Annotated in this window: 12 protein-coding genes; 8 read left to right on the plus strand and 4 right to left on the minus strand. The window is 74.9% G+C overall.

Features of this window, described 5'->3' with window-relative positions; all coding sequences use genetic code 11:
- Positions 1-2 precede the first annotated feature (2 nt).
- From ACSU53_RS25110 to hmgA, 3 genes are all read right to left on the minus strand, one after another.
- Positions 3-1187, minus strand: coding sequence for a type ISP restriction/modification enzyme (locus ACSU53_RS25110; protein WP_437031232.1), 1185 nt, complete (start codon positions 1185-1187; stop codon positions 3-5).
- A 25-nt stretch (positions 1188-1212) separates the two neighbouring features.
- Entirely contained in the window at positions 1213-1962 is a 750-nt protein-coding gene (locus ACSU53_RS25115) for a GntR family transcriptional regulator (RefSeq protein ID WP_437031234.1), read from the minus strand.
- An 82-nt stretch (positions 1963-2044) separates the two neighbouring features.
- Entirely contained in the window at positions 2045-3394 is a 1350-nt protein-coding gene (gene hmgA, locus ACSU53_RS25120; protein WP_362092794.1) for a homogentisate 1,2-dioxygenase, read from the minus strand.
- 270 nt (positions 3395-3664) lie between these two features.
- Between hmgA and ACSU53_RS25125 the strand changes: the two genes are divergently transcribed.
- The 8 genes from ACSU53_RS25125 to ACSU53_RS25160 all read left to right on the plus strand — a co-directional run bounded on the left by ACSU53_RS25125 (position 3665) and on the right by ACSU53_RS25160 (position 15262).
- Positions 3665-4261, plus strand: a complete 597-nt coding sequence (locus tag ACSU53_RS25125; RefSeq protein WP_437031235.1) for a hypothetical protein — start codon at positions 3665-3667, stop codon at positions 4259-4261.
- 131 nt (positions 4262-4392) lie between these two features.
- Positions 4393-5028, plus strand: a complete 636-nt coding sequence (locus ACSU53_RS25130) for a TetR family transcriptional regulator (protein WP_437031236.1) — start codon at positions 4393-4395, stop codon at positions 5026-5028.
- A gap of 228 nt (positions 5029-5256) precedes the next feature.
- Positions 5257-7521: a molybdopterin oxidoreductase family protein gene (locus tag ACSU53_RS25135; protein WP_437031237.1), complete on the plus strand. Its 2265-nt coding sequence runs from the start codon at positions 5257-5259 to the stop codon at positions 7519-7521.
- Between the two features lie 218 nt (positions 7522-7739).
- Positions 7740-9275, plus strand: a complete 1536-nt coding sequence (locus ACSU53_RS25140) for a CitMHS family transporter (RefSeq protein ID WP_437031239.1) — start codon at positions 7740-7742, stop codon at positions 9273-9275.
- Positions 9276-9475: 200 nt separating this feature from the next.
- The gene (locus tag ACSU53_RS25145; protein WP_437031241.1) at positions 9476-10762 is read left to right on the plus strand and encodes an MFS transporter; all 1287 of its coding nucleotides are present in this window, start codon (positions 9476-9478) and stop codon (positions 10760-10762) included.
- Positions 10763-11316: 554 nt separating this feature from the next.
- Positions 11317-12663 carry an ABC transporter ATP-binding protein gene (locus tag ACSU53_RS25150; protein ID WP_437031242.1) on the plus strand — a complete coding sequence of 449 codons (1347 nt, stop codon included), beginning with the start codon at positions 11317-11319 and terminating at the stop codon, positions 12661-12663.
- Positions 12664-12771: 108 nt separating this feature from the next.
- Positions 12772-14160: an aldehyde dehydrogenase family protein gene (locus ACSU53_RS25155; protein ID WP_437031244.1), complete on the plus strand. Its 1389-nt coding sequence runs from the start codon at positions 12772-12774 to the stop codon at positions 14158-14160.
- A gap of 16 nt (positions 14161-14176) precedes the next feature.
- Positions 14177-15262 carry a Zn-dependent alcohol dehydrogenase gene (locus tag ACSU53_RS25160; protein ID WP_437031245.1) on the plus strand — a complete coding sequence of 362 codons (1086 nt, stop codon included), beginning with the start codon at positions 14177-14179 and terminating at the stop codon, positions 15260-15262.
- A 169-nt stretch (positions 15263-15431) separates the two neighbouring features.
- Here the strand turns inward: ACSU53_RS25160 and ACSU53_RS25165 are convergent, their stop codons facing one another.
- Entirely contained in the window at positions 15432-16439 is a 1008-nt protein-coding gene (locus ACSU53_RS25165) for a DMT family transporter (RefSeq protein ID WP_437031247.1), read from the minus strand.
- Between the last annotated feature and the right edge of the window lie 15 nt (positions 16440-16454).

Here is a 16454-nt window from a genome sequence, read left to right on the forward strand (position 1 = left end):
GGTCAGAGCAGGGCCAGCTGGCCCTCCGGGCCCTCCTCCTGCGTGTCCAGCACCGAGGCGGGCCGGCGGGTGGCGGACGGGACCGGCAGGACGCCCGCCGCGCGCAGTGCGGACCGGCCGACCGGGTCGGGCAGCGGGGCGTCGCTCAACGCGGCCCGGGCGGGGCCCAGTTCGGCGAGCAGGGTCAGCACCGTGATCAGCTCCAGCAGCTCCGACGTCCACTGCTGCGGCCAGGCCGCCGGGCGGACGGCGTCCAGGGTGCCGGGCTCGCCGGCATCCGTGCGCGCGGCGAACCACTGCTCCAGCACCCGCTCCCCGCCCGTCTCGAAGTCCCACGCCTCGGGCGGCACCGGCGCGATCCGGCCCTCGTCGAGGAGCAGGGCCTCCTCGTCGCGGTCGTAGTCCAGGGTCACCGGCCGGGCCGGCAGCGGGGCCCGGACGTAGGGGCGGCGCCCGCCGGGCAGCTTGGGCCGCTCGCCGTCGCGGCGCATCAGCCACAGCATCCGGCGGCCCGTCCCCACCCCGGTCGCCCACGCGTCGGCGTCGGCGGTGAGCGGAACCACCGGCCCGTTCGGCCCCGGCCGCGCCACGGCGAGGATCCAGGCCAGCACGTCCGTCGCGTCGACCGCCCCGCCGAGTCGGGCCGCCAGGTGTGCCGTCAGGCCGGGGGCCAGGTTCGGTTCGGCGCCCCGGGGCCTGCGGTACAGCGGCCGGATCCGGCCGGGGCGCAGCAGCGGCACGTGCGGGGTCGCGAGCAGCGGCAGGCCCGGCGCACCGGTGGGGGCCGGCGTCTCCACGACGAACGTCTGCCGTTCGTCCGCCACCCGCCACAGCTCGGGCCGGGCCGCGTCGATCAGGCGGTGGTCGGGGATCAGCCACTGCTCGTCGAAGGGGGCGCGCAGCACCCGCACCGGCTCGGGGCACGGCCCCGAGGCGCGGGCGAGCCGCTCGGTGCCACCGCCGCCTCCCGGCAGCTGTGCGACCGGGGTGTGCGGCGTACGGGCGCGCGTCGGCCGGAACAGCGCCTCGCGCTCGGGCCCCTGCGCGGCCAGCAGGGCGTTCCAACGGGCCTTCAGGGACCCCGCGTCGGGGCCCGCCGGCCACCCCCGGCCGAGCCGCGGCGGTGCGACGGACCACGGCATGAGGTCCGCCAGCGGCGGAGCGTCGTCGTGCGTCACGCAGGGCATCGTACGGCCTGGGCGGGGGCCCGGATCAGTGGGCGTCGAGGGTCACCGTGAAGGAGAAGCGGTCCCCCCGGTAGTGGATGACGGCCACGTCCAGGGGCCGCCCGTCGGCGCCGTGGGTGACGCCCGTGTAGTGCAGGATCGGGCTGAGCAGCGGGACCCGGAGCAGCCGGGCCGTCTCGGGATCGGCGAGCCGCGCCTCCACGGTGTCGGTGATGCGGCTGATCTCGGCGCCCACGACGTCCCGCAGCACCTTCGTCATCGGCCAGCGCACCAGGTCCTCGGGGTCGATGCGGGCGGCCAGCTCGGGACGGACCCAGTTGCGGGCGTGGTTGGTGGGCTCCCCGGTCTTCTCGTCGCTGCGCAGCCGGTGGTAGGCCGCGGCCTCGGTCAGGTCCGGGAAGTGCTCGGCGAGTTCGGCCGGCACCGGGGCGGGCCCGTGCTCCAGCAGCTCGGTGGTCATCCCGGACTGCTGGGCCACGATGGCGTCCACCGAGCCCAGCAGCCGCACCGGAGTGCCCCGGGTGGCGCCGGGCTCGATGAACGTGCCGCGCCGGCGGTGCCGGCTGATGAGCCCCTCGTCCTCCAGCTCCTTCAGCGCCTGGCGCATGGTCAGCACGCTCACGCCGTAGTGCCCGGCCAGTTGTTCCTCGGTGGGCAGGCGCAGCGGGTCCTGGGGCGAGCGGCCGAGGATCGAGGCGCGCAGCGACTGCGACACCTGGTACCAGAGCGGCAACTTGCGATTCAGGACGATCGAATCCGGAGCGAAGGAAGTCACGGGTCATCCGTATCGGTCGGGAACGCTCAGTGCAATCCGCGTACGGCGGACGCGGGCGTTCCGCCGTACGCGGCTGCCCGGCTCACTGGACGCGGAAGTGCCGTTCGAAGGAGTGCCACACGTCGTCGTACCCCTCCTGGAGGTGTTCCGCGCGCGCCGCGTGCGGAGTGAGCGACAGCGGCCAGCGGGTCTCGAACATGAAGGCCAGCCCGTCGTCGATCTTCTGCGGCCGCAGCTCGGCCGCGCTCGCCCGCTCGAAGGTCTCGTGGTCCGGTCCGTGCGCCGACATCATGTTGTGCAGCGAGCCGCCGCCCGGCACGAAGCCCTCCGCCTTCGCGTCGTAGGCGCCCTCGATCAGGCCCATGTACTCGCTCATCACGTTCCGGTGGAAGTACGGCGGCCGGAAGGTGTCCTCGCCCACCAGCCAGCGCGGCGCGAACACCACGAAGTCCACCCCGGCCAGCCCGGGGGTGTCGCTCGGCGAGGTCAGCACCGTGAAGATGGACGGGTCCGGGTGGTCGTAGGAGATGGTGCCCATCACATTGAAGCGACGCAGGTCATAGGCGTACGGCACATGGTTCCCGTGCCAGGCGACGACATCGAGCGGGGAGTGGCCGTAGGTCGCCGACCACAGGTTGCCGCAGAACTTGTTCACCACCTCCACCGGCCCCTCCACGTCCTCGTACGCGGCGACCGGCACCCGGAAGTCCCGCGGGTTGGCGAGGCCGTTGGCGCCGATCGGGCCGAGCTCGGGGAGCTCGAAGGGGGCGCCGTAGTTCTCGCACACGTAGCCGCGGGCGGTGTCGTCCAGCAGCTCCACCCGGAAGCGCACCCCCCGCGGGACGACCGCGATGTGGCCCGGCTCCACGTGCAGCAGCCCGAACTCGGTGCGCAGCAGCAGCCCGCCGAGCTCCGGGACGACGAGCAGCTCGCCGTCGGCGTTGCTGAACACCCGCTCCATCGAGGCGGTGGCGTGGTAGAGGTGCACGGCCATGCCCGTGCGCTGCGTGGCATCCCCGTTGCCGCCCAGCGTCCACAGGCCCGCCAGGAAGTCCGTGCCCTCGGCGGGCTCCGGGAGCGGGTCCCAGCGCAGCCGGTTGGGGTCCGGCACCGTCTGGTTGAAGGGCGCCGTGCGGAGCGTGCCGTTGCCCGTGCGGGTGAACGCCGGGTGGGCCGCCGAGGGGCGGATGCGGTACAGCCAGGAGCGGCGGTTGACGGCCCGCGGCTCGGTGAAGGCGGAACCGCTCAACTGCTCCGCGTACAGCCCGAGCGGTGCGCGCTGCGGCGAGTTCCGGCCCTCGGGGAGGGCGCCGGGGACCGCCTCGGAGCTGTGCTGGTTGCCGAAGCCGGTCAGGTGTTCCAGTCCTTCCACGGCCTTGCGCGCGCCCCCGCGCAGGTCCGTGCCCACGCGGGCGGTGCCCCCATCGGTCATGTCCGGTGCTCCCTTGCGTCCGATTCCTATGCAACACCGTAGGATTGCGATTTCCCGTGCGCAAGAGGGCCGTGCGAATCCGGGGCGTGTCGTCGCGGGCCCCCTCGTGGGATGCCTCCGGGGCGCCGGCCGGCTGAAGTGCTCCACCCGATGCGGCTCCTGCCGGTACCGTCCGGGCCCGGTGTCCTCCTCTCGGCGGAGGACACCGGGCGGACGGACCAGACTCCAGGGGGATTCGCGCGGTCGCACCCCTGTCCTACGCTCCCCGGCATGTCGTCGACGCGGACCCTGATCACCGCGCTCGCCGTCGGGCTGGCCCTGGCGGCCGGATCCGCCGGCTGCGCCTCCCCGGACGCCCGGGGGCAGGACGGAACGCCCCCGTCGGCCGGCCGGCTGCTGGAGACGCGGGATCCCGAGGGGCGGCCCTATCGCGAGGTGGACGCGGAGTCGGCGCCGCGGGTGGGCGTCGAGGTGACGCCGGACGCCGGCGGCGGCTGGGCCGTCCGCCTGCGGGTGCGCGGCTTCCGCTTCTCCCCGCGCGGCGCCACCGGGCCCGCCGTCCCCGGACGCGGTCTGGCCCACCTGTACGTCGACGACCGCCTCGTCGCGCGGCTGCGCACCCCCGGCCACCGGCTGTCCCCGGACTCCGTCCCCCGCGGCACGCACCGGGTCACCGCCCGGCTGTACGCCGACGACGGCTCGGTGTGGGCCGTGAACGGCGAGCCGGTGGAGAGCACCGCCGACGTCACGGTGTCCCAGCCGGACACGGAACCCCCGGCGACGGCGACGGGGACCGGGACAGGTGCCGGGGCCGTGGCCGGGACCAGCGGGCCCGGAGCCGGCCGGCCCGGTGGCTCCGGGCGGTGACGCGGTCCCGGCCTCCCGCTCCCGCGCGGTACGGGGGCGAAGGCGGCGGGCCGGGTGCCGGGGGAGCGGGAGGGCGGCAGGAGGCGGAGGGCGAGGTTCACTCGAACGTGCGGACGAGGCATCATGAGGGCGTGCCCCATCCGAGAACGCTCCGCCGTGCGCCCGTACAGCGGCGCAGCGCCGAACGGCTGACCCGCATCCTCGACGCCTGCGCCGAACTCCTCGACGAGGCCGGCTACGACGACCTGAGCACCCGGGCCGTCGCCGAGCGCGCCGGGGTGCCCATCGGCTCGGTGTACCGCTTCTTCGGCAACAAGCGCCAGATGGCCGACGCCCTGGCGCACCGCAACCTCGAACGGTTCACGGACCGGATCGCCGACCGGCTGCGGGGCACCGGCGACCGGGGCTGGCGCTACGCCCTGGACGCGGTGATCGGCGAGTACCTGCACATGAAGCGCACCGCACCCGGCTTCTCCCTCGTCGACTTCGGCAACCAGATCCCGGTCGGCTCCCCCCGCGCCGAACCCAACCTGCGGGTCGCCGACCGCCTCACCGACCTGCTCTCCGGGTACCTCGGCCGCACACCCGACGAGGACCTGCGCCGCACCTTCCTGGTCGCCGTCGAGACCGCCGACTCCGTGATCCACCTGGCCTTCCGGATGGCGCCCGACGGCGACGCGAAGGTCATCGAGGAACTGCGGGAGATGCTGCGGGCCTACCTGGCGGGCGTCCTGGACCGGCCCGCACCGGGGGCGGAGCAGCCGTAGGACACGGGCAGCCGTGGGCGCGTCCGGGTTCCGGCCGGGTGCGCCTCGGTCCGGGCCGTGCGCGCGTTCCCCTTGTGCGCCGCCCGGTCCGGGGCGTGAGCACGGCGGGTTTTCCGGTCCTGCTCCGGACGGCTTCCGGTCCGTCCTGTTCATTCCCTCCCTCACATGCGTACCGGTCGGTATGCTCGATCCGTCCGAGCGTCACCGCCGCCGTACCCGGGAGGCCCCGTGTCCCGCACCGCCCTGCGCATCTGCCCTCTGTGCGAGGCCACCTGCGGCCTGACGCTCACCATCGACGGCAGCCGCGTCACCGGCGCCCGCGGGGACCGGGACGACGTCTTCAGCAAGGGGTTCATCTGCCCCAAGGGCGCCGCCTTCCCGGCCCTCGACGCCGACCCCGACCGGCTGCGGGCCCCGCTCGTCCGGGTCGACGGCGTCCTGCGCGAGGCCGGCTGGGACGAGGCGTTCGACGCCGTCGCCGCCGGCCTCCGGCCCGTCGTGGAGCGGTACGGACCGCACGCCGTCGGGGTGGTCCTCGGCAATCCCAACGTGCACACCATGGCCGGCGCCCTCTACCCGCCGCTGCTCCTCGCCGGGCTCGGCACCCGCAGCCTGTTCACCGCCTCCACCGTCGACCAGATGCCCAAGCACGTCTCCAGCGGCCTGCTCTTCGGAGACGCCAACGCGATCCCGGTGCCCGACCTCGACCGCACCGACCACCTGCTGCTGATCGGCGCCAACCCGCTGGAGTCCAACGGGAGTCTGTGCACCGCCCCCGACTTCCCCGGCCGTCTCAGGGCGCTGCGGGCCCGCGGCGGAACGCTCACGGTGGTCGACCCGCGCCGCACCCGTACCGCCCGTCTCGCCGACCGGCACGTGGCCGTCCGGCCCGGGACCGACGCGCTGCTGCTCGCCGCCATGGTGACCGTCCTGCTGAGCGAGGACCTGACCGACCTCGGCGGACTCGCCCCGCACGTCCAGGGAGTGGACGAACTCGCCGCGGCGCTGGCCGCGTTCACGCCCGAGGCGGTCGCCCCGGCCTGCGACGTCGAGGCGGACACCGTCCGCGCCCTGGCCCGGGAACTCGCCGCCGCCCCCACCGCCGCCGTCTACGCCCGCATCGGCAGCTGCACCGTCCCGCACGGCACCCTCGCCAGCTGGCTCGTCGACGTGCTCAACACCCTCACCGGCAACCTCGACCGGCCCGGTGGCGCCCTGTTCCCCCAGGCCGCCACCGACCGGACCCCGCGCCCCGCCGGCCCCGGCCGCGGCTTCGCCCTCGGCCGGTGGCACTCCCGGGTGAGCCGCCACCCCGAGGCCAAGGGCGAACTGCCCCTGGCCGCCCTCGCCGAGGAGATCGACACCCCGGCCGACGCGGGCACCCCCGTCCGCGCCGTGATCGCCGTGGCCGCCAACCCCGTCCTGTCCGCGCCCGACGGCAACCGGCTCGACGAGGCGCTCGGCTCACTGGACTTCATGGTCAGCGTCGACCCGTACCTCAACGAGACCTCCCGCCACGCCGACGTCGTCCTGCCCCCGCCCCCGCCCGCGCAGAGCCCCCACCACGACTTCGCCTTCAACACCCTCGCCGTGCGCAACCAGGTCCGCTACACCCGCCCCGCCGTCCCGCTCGAACCCGGCCGCATGGCCGAGACGGAGATCATGGCCCGGCTGATCCTCGCGGCGACCGGGATGCACGGCACCGACCCGGCCGCCGTGGACGCGCTGGTCGTCGACCAGACGCTCGGCAAGGCGGTGCGGGACCCGAACTCCCCGGTGCACGGCCGCGATCCGAAGGAGCTGGCCGCCCGGCTCACCGGCGACGACGGCCCCGAACGGCGGCTCGACCTGATGCTGCGCCTCGGCCCCTACGGCGACGGTTTCGGCGCCCGGCCGGACGGCCTCACCCTGGAGCGGCTGCTGGCCCACCCGCACGGCATCGACCTCGGACCGCTGCGGCCCCGGCTGCCGCAGCCCCTCAAGACCGTGAGCGGCAAGGTCGAACTGCTGCCGGGACCGATCGCCGACGACCTGCCCCGGCTGCGCGCGGCCCTCGCCGAACGCCCCGCCGGACTCGTCCTCGTCGGACGGCGGCACCTGCGCTCCAACAACAGCTGGATGCACAACGTGCCCGCCCTCACCGGCGGCACCAACCGCTGCACCCTGCACATCCACCCGGACGACGCCGGGCGCCTCGGGGTCCGGGACGGCGAGCCGGTGCGCGTGAAGGGGGCCGGGGGCGAGGTGACCGCACCCGCCGAGGTCACCACCGACGTGCGCCGGGGCGTGGTGAGCCTGCCGCACGGCTGGGGCCACGACCGCCCCGGCACCCGTCTGCGCCACGCCGCCACGGACCCCGGCGTCAACGTCAACCAGCTCCTGGACGGCAGTCTGCTCGACCCGTTGTCGGGCAACGCCGTCCTCAACGGCGTCCCCGTGGAGGTCACCGCCCGGCCGGCGCACGGCCGTGACCTGAGCGGAGCCCCGAGGTGAGCGGAGCCCCGAGGTGAGCGGAGCCCCGACGCGAGCGGGCCCCGCTGTGAGCGAGGCCCCGACCTGAGGGGGCCGCGACCTGAGCAAAGCCCTGACCTGGAGTTTTGCGCTTATTGCTCGCGTCCCGACATCTTGCTCACGCTTTCTCGCACCGCCTAACGTCTCGTCGCACCGCCGGCCCTGGTGGGAGTTCAAGGGCGAACGTTAGGTGTCCACTCATGCTGACCATTCTCGGCTTCGCCATGATCGCGACCTTCCTGGTCCTGATCATGATGAAGAAGATGTCGCCGATCGCGGCGCTCGTGCTGATCCCCGCGCTGTTCTGCGTGTTCGTCGGCAAGGCCGCCCACCTGGGCGACTACGTCATCGACGGCGTCGTCGCACTCGCCCCCACGGCGGCGATGCTGATGTTCGCGATCGTCTACTTCGGGGTGATGATCGACGTCGGTCTGTTCGACCCGATCGTCCGCGGCATCCTCCGCTTCTGCCGGGCCGACCCGATGCGGATCGTCGTCGGCACCGCGCTGCTGGCCGCGATCGTCTCCCTCGACGGCGACGGGTCCACCACCTTCATGATCACTGTCTCGGCGATGTACCCGCTGTACAAGCGGCTGAAGATGAGCCTGGTCGTGATGACCGGTGTCGCCGCGATGGCCAACGGCGTGATGAACACGCTTCCCTGGGGCGGCCCGACCGCCCGCGCCGCCACCGCGCTGAAGCTGGACGCGAGCGACGTCTTCGTGCCGATGATCCCGGCGCTGCTGGTCGGCCTGCTGGGGGTCGTCGTGCTGGCCTACGTCCTCGGACTGCGCGAGCGCCGCCGCCTGGGCCTGCTGACGCTCGACGCGGAGGCCGCGGGGGAGGAGAAGGCGGCGCAGGCGGACGAGACGGTACTGACCGGCGTCGGTGCCGACGGCCACGCCGGTGCCGGTGCCGGTGCCGCTGCCGGTGCCACAGCCGCCGACGCCTCCCGGCCGGACCGGAGCGCGCCGCCCGCCGGCGGGGCCGGGGCCGGCCCGGACGCCGGGGAGCGGCGCGAGGACCGCCCTGGCGCACGGCCCGGAGAGCAGCACGGGGAACGGACCGGGGAACGGACCGGGGAGGACGACGACTTCCAGGGACTCGACCCCGCCCGCCCCACCCTGCGTCCCCGGCTGTACTGGTTCAACGCCCTGCTCACGGTCGGCCTGCTGACCGCCATGATCATGGAGTGGCTGCCGATCCCGGTGCTGTTCCTGCTCGGCGCGGCGCTCGCGCTCTCCGTCAACTTCCCGCACCTGCCCGACCAGAAAGCCCGGATCGCCGCCCACGCCGACAACGTCCTCAACGTCTCCGGGATGGTGTTCGCCGCCGCCGTCTTCACCGGCGTGCTCCAGGGCACCGGCATGGTCGACAGCATGGCCGAGTGGCTGGTCGGCGTCGTCCCCGAGGCGATGGGCCCGCACATGGCCCTGGTCACCGGCGTGCTGAGCCTCCCGCTGACCTACTTCATGTCCAACGACGGCTTCTACTTCGGCGTGCTGCCCGTCCTCGCCGAGGCGGGCGCCGCACACGGCGTCACCCCGCTGGAGATGGCCCGCGCGTCCCTCGTCGGCCAGCCCCTGCACATGTCCAGCCCGCTGGTGCCCGCCGTCTACGTGCTGGTCGGCATGGCGAAGGTCGAATTCGGCGACCACACGCGGTTCGTGGTGAAGTGGGCAGCGCTGACGTCCCTGCTGATCCTCGGCGCGGGACTCCTCTTCGGCATCGTCTGACGGCCCCCGGCGGGGCCCGGCCGACCGGATCGGCCGACCGGATCGGCCGACCGACCCGGCCGACCGGATCGGCCGACCCGACCGGCCGACCGGACCGGCCGATCCGCTCGACTGGACCGTACCGACCCCTCCGATCCCCTCCGATCCGCTCCGATTCCCTCCGATCCCATCCGCTCCGATCCGCCCAGGAGGATCCGACCATGACGCCCGGCGGGAACCGCGGCTGGCTGCTGCGCCTCGTCATCGCCTTCAGCTTCGCGCAGGGGGCCGTGTCGATGGCCCGGCCCGCCGTCTCCTACCGGGCGCTCGCCCTCGGTGCCGACGAACGGGCGGTCGGCGTGATCGCCGGGGTGTACGCGCTGCTGCCGCTGTTCGCCGCCGTCCCGCTCGGCCGGCGCACCGACCACGGCCGGTGCGCGCCGCTGCTGCCGGCCGGGGTGGTGCTCATCTCGGGAGGCTGCGCGCTGAGCGGCGTCGCCGGGTCGTTGGGGGCGATGGCCCTGTGGAGCGGGGTGATGGGGCTCGGGCACCTGTGCTTCGTCATCGGCGCCCAGTCGCTGGTCGCCCGCCAGTCGGCGCCGCACGAACAGGACCGCAACTTCGGCCACTTCACCATCGGCGCCTCCCTCGGCCAGCTCGTCGGCCCGATCGCGGCGGGCGCGCTGATCGGCGGCGCCGACATGGCCCGCACCAGCGCCCTCGCGCTGCTCGCCGCGGGTGCCGGGGCGGCGGTCGCGTTCACCTCGCTGTGGCGCATCGAGCGGCCCGGCGCCGGGGCGCCGCGCACCGGAGCGGACGAGCGCGTCCCCGTGGGGCGGATCCTGCGGGCCCGGGGCGTCCCCGCCGGCATGCTGATCAGCCTCGCCGTGCTGTCCGCGACCGACATCCTCACCGCCTACCTGCCGGTTGTCGGCGAGCAGCGCGGGATCGCCCCGGCCGTCGTCGGCCTGCTGCTCAGCCTGCGGGCGGCGGCCACCATCGCCTGCCGTCTGGTCCTCACCCCGCTGCTGCGCCTGCTCGGCCGGACCGCGCTGCTGACGGTGACGTGTCTCGTCGCGGCCCTGTTGTGCGCCGGCATCGCGCTGCCGCTGCCGGTGGGGGCGCTCGCGGTGCTGCTCGCGGTGCTCGGTTTCTGCCTGGGCGTGGGCCAGCCCCTGTCCATGACGACGGTCGTGCAGGCCGCCCCGGACGGGGCCCGCTCGACCGCTCTCGCCCTGCGCCTGACCGGCAACCGGCTGGGACAGGTCGCCGCCCCGGCCGCCGCGGGCCTGGTCGCCGGGGTCGCCGGCGTGGCGGCGCCGTTCGTGATGCTGGGAGCGTTGCTCCTGCTGTCCTCGGGCGTCGCCCTGCGCGCCCCGGGCGCCCCCGGCCCGGCTGCTTCGCCCCGCCCCGCCGCGGACCCCGGGTCCCGCGAGGGGTCCGGAGCCGTGCCCCGGCAGGAACGGGCCTACGGCTCGCCCCACCGGGACGACGCTCGCCGCACGTGAGGCCCTGCCCGCCGAAGCACCGCTCCACAACCGGGAGCCGGCCCGCCAGCGGGAGCCGGTCCACATCCGGAGCCGTCCGCCACCTGGAGCCGGTCCGCAGCGGGGAGGCGCCGGCCGGTCCGCCACCGGGAACCGATCCGTCACCGAGTGGCGGCGCGGCACCGAACGGCCTTCCACCCGGAGGGCGGCCCCGCCGTACGGCCGTGCGCCGCCCCCTCGGTACGGCCCGGACCACCTCCTCGGCACGGCCCGGACCGCTCCGCCGGAACGCGCGCCCCGCACGAGAACGCCCCTGTCCGCCGACCGGAATCCGGTCGTCCCGTATCTCACGGGCTGGGATCCGGGCAACGCGGCGTGTCCGGTCCCTTCCCCCGGCCGTGCACGATCCGTTAGCTTCCGTGACTCATACGCACCGCACGGCCCGACCGGCCCGACCGGCCCGGAGGACCCGACCGGCCCGACCGGCCCGGAGGACCCGGGCGGCCCGGACGGCCCGGGCGGTGCGTTCGACCGCGGAGCACCCGCGCCCTGCCGAACCCCATGGGGGCACCCTCATGACACGCGCCATCTCCCTGCACGACGTGAGCAAGTCCTACGCCAAGGGCCCACGAGTGGTGGACCGGCTGACGGTGGACATCACACCCGGCGAGTTCCTCGTCCTGCTCGGCCCTTCCGGCTGCGGCAAGTCCACCGTGCTGCGGATGATCGCCGGCCTGGAGGCGATCGACGAGGGGAACCTGTTCCTCGACGGCGAGTACGCCAACGACCTGCCGCCCGCCGACCGGGACATGGCGATGGTGTTCCAGAACTTCGCCCTCTACCCCAGCATGAGCAGCCGCGACAACATCGGCTTCCCGCTGCGCATCGAGGCGCCCGGCACCGATCCGTCCCCGCGGGTCGACGCCACCGCCCGCCTGCTGGGCATCGAGGACCTGCTCGACCGGTTCCCCGCGCAGCTCTCCGGCGGCGAACGGCAGCGCGTGGCCATGGGCCGGGCGATCGCGCGGCACCCCTCCGCGTTCCTGATGGACGAGCCGCTGTCCAACCTCGACGCCAAACTCCGCAACCACCTGCGCGCCGAGATCTCCCGGCTCACCCGCGACCTCGGCGTCACCACGGTGTACGTCACCCACGACCAGGCGGAGGCGATGTCGCTGGGCGACCGGGTCGCCGTGCTGCGCGGCGGACTCCTCCAGCAGGTCGGCAGTCCCCGCACGGTGTACGGGCTGCCCGCCAACGTCTTCGTCGCCGCGTTCATCGGCACCCCGCGCATCAACCTGCTGCGCGGCATGGTCCGGGCGCCGCTCGACGGGGCCATGACCATCAGCCTCGGCAAGCAGTTCCTGCGGCTGCCCGAACCCCTGTCGCTGGACCACCAGTTGCTGCGGGTGCAGCAGGGCCGGGAGGTGATCGTCGGCCTGCGGTCCGAGGCCGTCCGCATCGCCCGGGCGGACGCCGCCCGTCCGGGCGAGGTGGTGCTCACCGGGCTGGTCGAGCACCTGGAGTTCCAGGGGCACGAGGTGCTGGTGCACTTCGACACCGGGTCGCGCCCCGCCGTCGTCCCCGACCTGGAGGCGCCGCGCCCCCACCCCGGCCGCACCGACCGGCGGCGCCGCCGCGAGGGCACGGTCCTGGACCGCCTGCGGGAGCGGGCCGGGGCCCTGCGTCCGGGTGCGGTCGCCACCCTGGAGCCCGGCGGCCGGGCGCCGGAGTCCGCCGCGCCCGCCGGTGCCGACCCGCGGCAGCCCGGCGACCTCATCGTGCGCACCACCCCGGACGTGCGGCTCCGGCACGGCATGCAGGTGCCACTGCTGGTCGACCTCGCCCGCCTGTTCGTCTTCGACCAGCACGGCGAGCGCATCTGTCCGAACCCGGCGCGGCTGCCCGGCCTGGAGGAGTGACGCCCCTCTCAGGCACCGTCCCGCGGTTTCCCCTGGCGCCCGTAAATTACCACCGCTAGTTTATGTGGCGGCAGACGACAGGACGACGCCCCTCCCGGAGGAAGCGCGATGAAGTCTTACGACGGCATGTACATCGACGGCGCCTGGCGCCCGGCCGCCGGCCCGGAGGTGATCGAGGTCGTGAACCCGGCCGACGAGCAGGTGATCGCCACCGTGCCGGCGGGCACCGTCGAGGACGTCGACGCCGCCGTCCGGGCGGCCCGCGCCGCCCTCGCCGCGTGGGCCGCGACCCCGCCCGCCGGGCGCGCCGCCCGCCTCGCCGCCCTGCGGGACGCCCTCGACGCCCGACGGGAGGAGATCGCCGAGACCGTCACGGCCGAACTGGGCGCTCCCCTGAAGCTGTCGCGGACGGTCCACGCCGGGGTCCCCGTCGCCGTCGCCGGTTCCTACGCCGAACTGGCCGCGACGTACGCCTTCGAGGAGCGGATCGGCAACTCGACGGTGTTCCACGAGCCGGTGGGCGTGGTCGGCGCCATCACCCCCTGGAACTACCCGCTGCACCAGATCGTCGCCAAGGCCGCGCCCGCCCTCGCCGCCGGCTGCACGGTCGTCGTGAAGCCCGCCGAGGACACCCCGCTGGTGGCCCGGCTGTTCGCGGAGGCGGTGCACGAGGCCGGGATCCCGGCGGGCGTGTTCAACCTGGTCACCGGCCTCGGTCCGGTGGCCGGCCAGGCGCTCGCCGAGCACCCCGGGGTGGACCTGGTCTCCTTCACCGGCTCCACCGCCGTCGGCCGCCGGATCGGCGCGATCGCGGCGGGTGGGGTCAAGAAGGTCGCCCTGGAACTGGGCGGGAAGTCCGCCAACGTGATCCTGCCCGGCGCCGACCTGGCCCGCGCGGTCAACGTCGGCGTCGCCAACGTGATGTCCAACTCCGGCCAGACGTGCAGCGCGTGGACGCGCATGCTGGTCCACCGGGACCAGTACGACGAGGCCGTCGCCCTGGCCGCGGAGGCCGCCGCCAAGTACGGCGACCGCATCGGCCCCCTCGTCAACGCCCGGCAGCGCGACCGGGTGCGCGGCTACATCGAGAAGGGCGTCGCCGAGGGCGCCCGCCTGGTCGCCGGCGGGCCGGAGACTCCGCACGACAAGGGCTGCTTCGTCAGCCCGACGGTCCTCGCCGACGTCACCCCCTCGATGACCGTCGCCCAGGAGGAGATCTTCGGCCCCGTCCTGTGCGTCCTGCGCTACGAGGACGAGGAGGACGCCCTGCGCATCGCCAACGGCACCGTCTACGGACTGGCCGGGGCCGTCTGGGCCGGGGACGAGGAGCAGGCGGTCGCGTTCGCCCGCCGCCTGGAGACCGGACAGGTGGACATCAACGGGGGCCGCTTCAACCCGCTGGCTCCCTTCGGCGGTTACAAGCAGTCGGGCGTCGGCCGCGAACTCGGCGTGCACGGCCTGACCGAGTACCTCCAGACCAAGTCCCTCCAGTTCTAAGGGAGTCGTCACCGCCATGGCCGTACGTGCCGCTGTCCTGCCCGCCGTCTCCGCGCCCCTGGAGATCACCGGGATCGACCTGCCCGAGCCCGGTCCCGGCCAGGTGCGGGTGCGCCTCGCCGCCGCCGGGGTCTGCCACTCCGACCTGTCCCTCACCAACGGCACCATGCGCCTGCCGGTGCCGGCCGTCCTCGGTCACGAGGGCGCCGGCACGGTCGTCGCCGTCGGCGAGGACGTCACCGCCGTGGCGCCGGGCGACGCCGTCGTCCTCAACTGGGCGCCCTCCTGCGGCGCCTGCCCCGCCTGCGGACGCGGGGAGGTCTGGCTGTGCGCCGACGCCCTCGACGGCGCCGCGCGGGTGCACGCCCACCGGGCCGACGACGGCACCGGCCTGCACCCCGGCCTGAACGTCGCCGCCTTCGCGGAGGAGACCGTGGTGCCGCAGTCCTGCGTGCTGCCCGCCCCGGACGGAGTCCCGCTCACCGACGCGGCCCTGCTCGGCTGTGCGGTCCTCACCGGCTACGGCGCCGTCCACCACTCCGCCCGGGTCGCCCCCGGCGAGACGGTCGCCGTGTTCGGCGCCGGGGGAGTGGGCCTCGCGGCCCTGCAGTCCGCCCGCATCGCCGGCGCGTCGACGATCGTCGCGGTCGACGTCTCGCCGGACAAGGAGCCACTGGCCCGGTCGGCCGGGGCGACCCACTACCTCGTCGCCTCGGACACCACCGCCCGGGAGATCCGTGCCCTCACCGGGAAACAGGGGGTGGACGTGGCCGTCGAGTGCGTCGGCCGCGCCACCACGATCCGCACCGCCTGGGACTCCACCCGGCGCGGCGGCCGCACCACGGTCGTCGGGATCGGCGGCAAGGACCAGCAGGTCACCTTCAACGCCCTGGAGATCTTCCACTGGGGCCGCACCCTCTCGGGCTGCGTCTACGGCAATGCCGACCCCGCCCGGGACCTGCCGGTGCTCGCCGAGCACATCCGCGCGGGCCGCCTGGACCTGGACGCCCTGGTGACCGAACGGATCCCCCTGGACGGCGTCCCCGCCGCCTTCGACACCATGATTGCGGGCAAGGGGGCCCGCACCCTCGTCGTCTTCTGACGCCGGACACACGGGCGTTCACCGTCCCGGCGCCGGCGGGCCCGGTGAGGCTCCGGCGTCCGGGCCCGCCGGCGCCGGCTTACCGCCGACGCCCGCTGGCGTCGGCGGGCCGCGGGCGTTCCGGGGCCGTGCCGTGCCCCGGAACGCGGCGGCCGGGACGGCGCCGGGCTCAGGCGCGGTCCGGTGCCCGGTCCGGTGCCCGGTCCTGTGCCTCGCCGGCTCGCGGACCGGGAGCACGGCCCCGCTTCCGGACGGTCCTCCCCGCTGCCCTCCGGGAGGGCCCGCCGGAACCCGAACGGGACACCGCCACACCCGCCAGGCACAGGACGCCGCCGGCCAGCGTGATGACACCGGGCACCTCGCCGAGGGCCAGCCACGACATCAGCACGACCAGGGCGGGGACCGCGTACGTGGTCGCCCCCATCCGCCCGGCGGTCGTCCGGGCCAGCGCGTACGCCCAGGTGGTGAAGGCGAGCGCGGTGGGGAAGACGCCGAGGTACACCATGTTCAGCGTGGCGGACGCGGGCGCCCGGGCGGCCTCGCTCACCAGCTGCCCGGCGAACGGCAGGCACGCCACCGCCCCCACCAGGCACCCGTACGTCGTCACCTGCAGCGGGCTCGCCGCCCCCAGGGCGGGCTTCTGCGCGACGACCCCGCCCGCGTAGGCCACCGCGGCCAGCAGGCACAGCACCACGCCCAGCAGGGACGACCCGCCCTCCCCGGACATCGACAGGCCCACGGTCACCGCGCCCGCGAAGGACACGGCCATGCCCGCGAGCAGGCGCGGCGGCATCCCGTCGCCCAGCAGGCGTGCGCCGAGCAGGGCGATGAGAATCGGGCCGACGTTCACCACCAGGGCCGCCGTGCCCGCGTCGACCTGCTGTTCGCCCCAGTTGAGGGCCACCATGTAGAAGCCGAACCAGAGCAGCCCCGACAGCGCGATCCCGCGCCACGCCGCCCGCGGTGGCGGGCCCTCGCGCCGCCAGAGGCAGATCACCCCCAGCGTCAGCGCACCCGCCAGCAGCCGCCCCAGCGCGAGGGCGCCCGGCGAGTACGCGCTTCCGGCGCTGCGGATCGACACGAAGGCGGAGGCCCAGAGCACGACGGTGACGGTCGCGGCGCCCGCGGCGAGCAGTTCGCCGCGGCGCGCGGGGCGGGGGACGAGCTGGTTCATCATGCTCCCATGCTGGTC

This window comes from Streptomyces sp. enrichment culture (assembly GCF_964273255.1).
GTDB lineage: Bacteria > Actinomycetota > Actinomycetes > Streptomycetales > Streptomycetaceae > Streptomyces.

Coding starts and splice junctions, on each gene's coding strand:
- ACSU53_RS25145 (WP_437031241.1), top strand. CDS start 9,476: ATGACGCCCGGCGGGAACCGCGGCTGGCTGCTGCGCCTCGTCATCGCC.
- ACSU53_RS25155 (WP_437031244.1), top strand. CDS start 12,772: ATGAAGTCTTACGACGGCATGTACATCGACGGCGCCTGGCGCCCGGCC.
- ACSU53_RS25110 (WP_437031232.1), bottom strand. CDS start 1,187: ATGCCCTGCGTGACGCACGACGACGCTCCGCCGCTGGCGGACCTCATG.
- ACSU53_RS25140 (WP_437031239.1), top strand. CDS start 7,740: ATGCTGACCATTCTCGGCTTCGCCATGATCGCGACCTTCCTGGTCCTG.
- ACSU53_RS25125 (WP_437031235.1), top strand. CDS start 3,665: ATGTCGTCGACGCGGACCCTGATCACCGCGCTCGCCGTCGGGCTGGCC.
- hmgA (WP_362092794.1), bottom strand. CDS start 3,394: ATGACCGATGGGGGCACCGCCCGCGTGGGCACGGACCTGCGCGGGGGC.
- ACSU53_RS25160 (WP_437031245.1), top strand. CDS start 14,177: ATGGCCGTACGTGCCGCTGTCCTGCCCGCCGTCTCCGCGCCCCTGGAG.
- ACSU53_RS25165 (WP_437031247.1), bottom strand. CDS start 16,439: ATGATGAACCAGCTCGTCCCCCGCCCCGCGCGCCGCGGCGAACTGCTC.
- ACSU53_RS25150 (WP_437031242.1), top strand. CDS start 11,317: ATGACACGCGCCATCTCCCTGCACGACGTGAGCAAGTCCTACGCCAAG.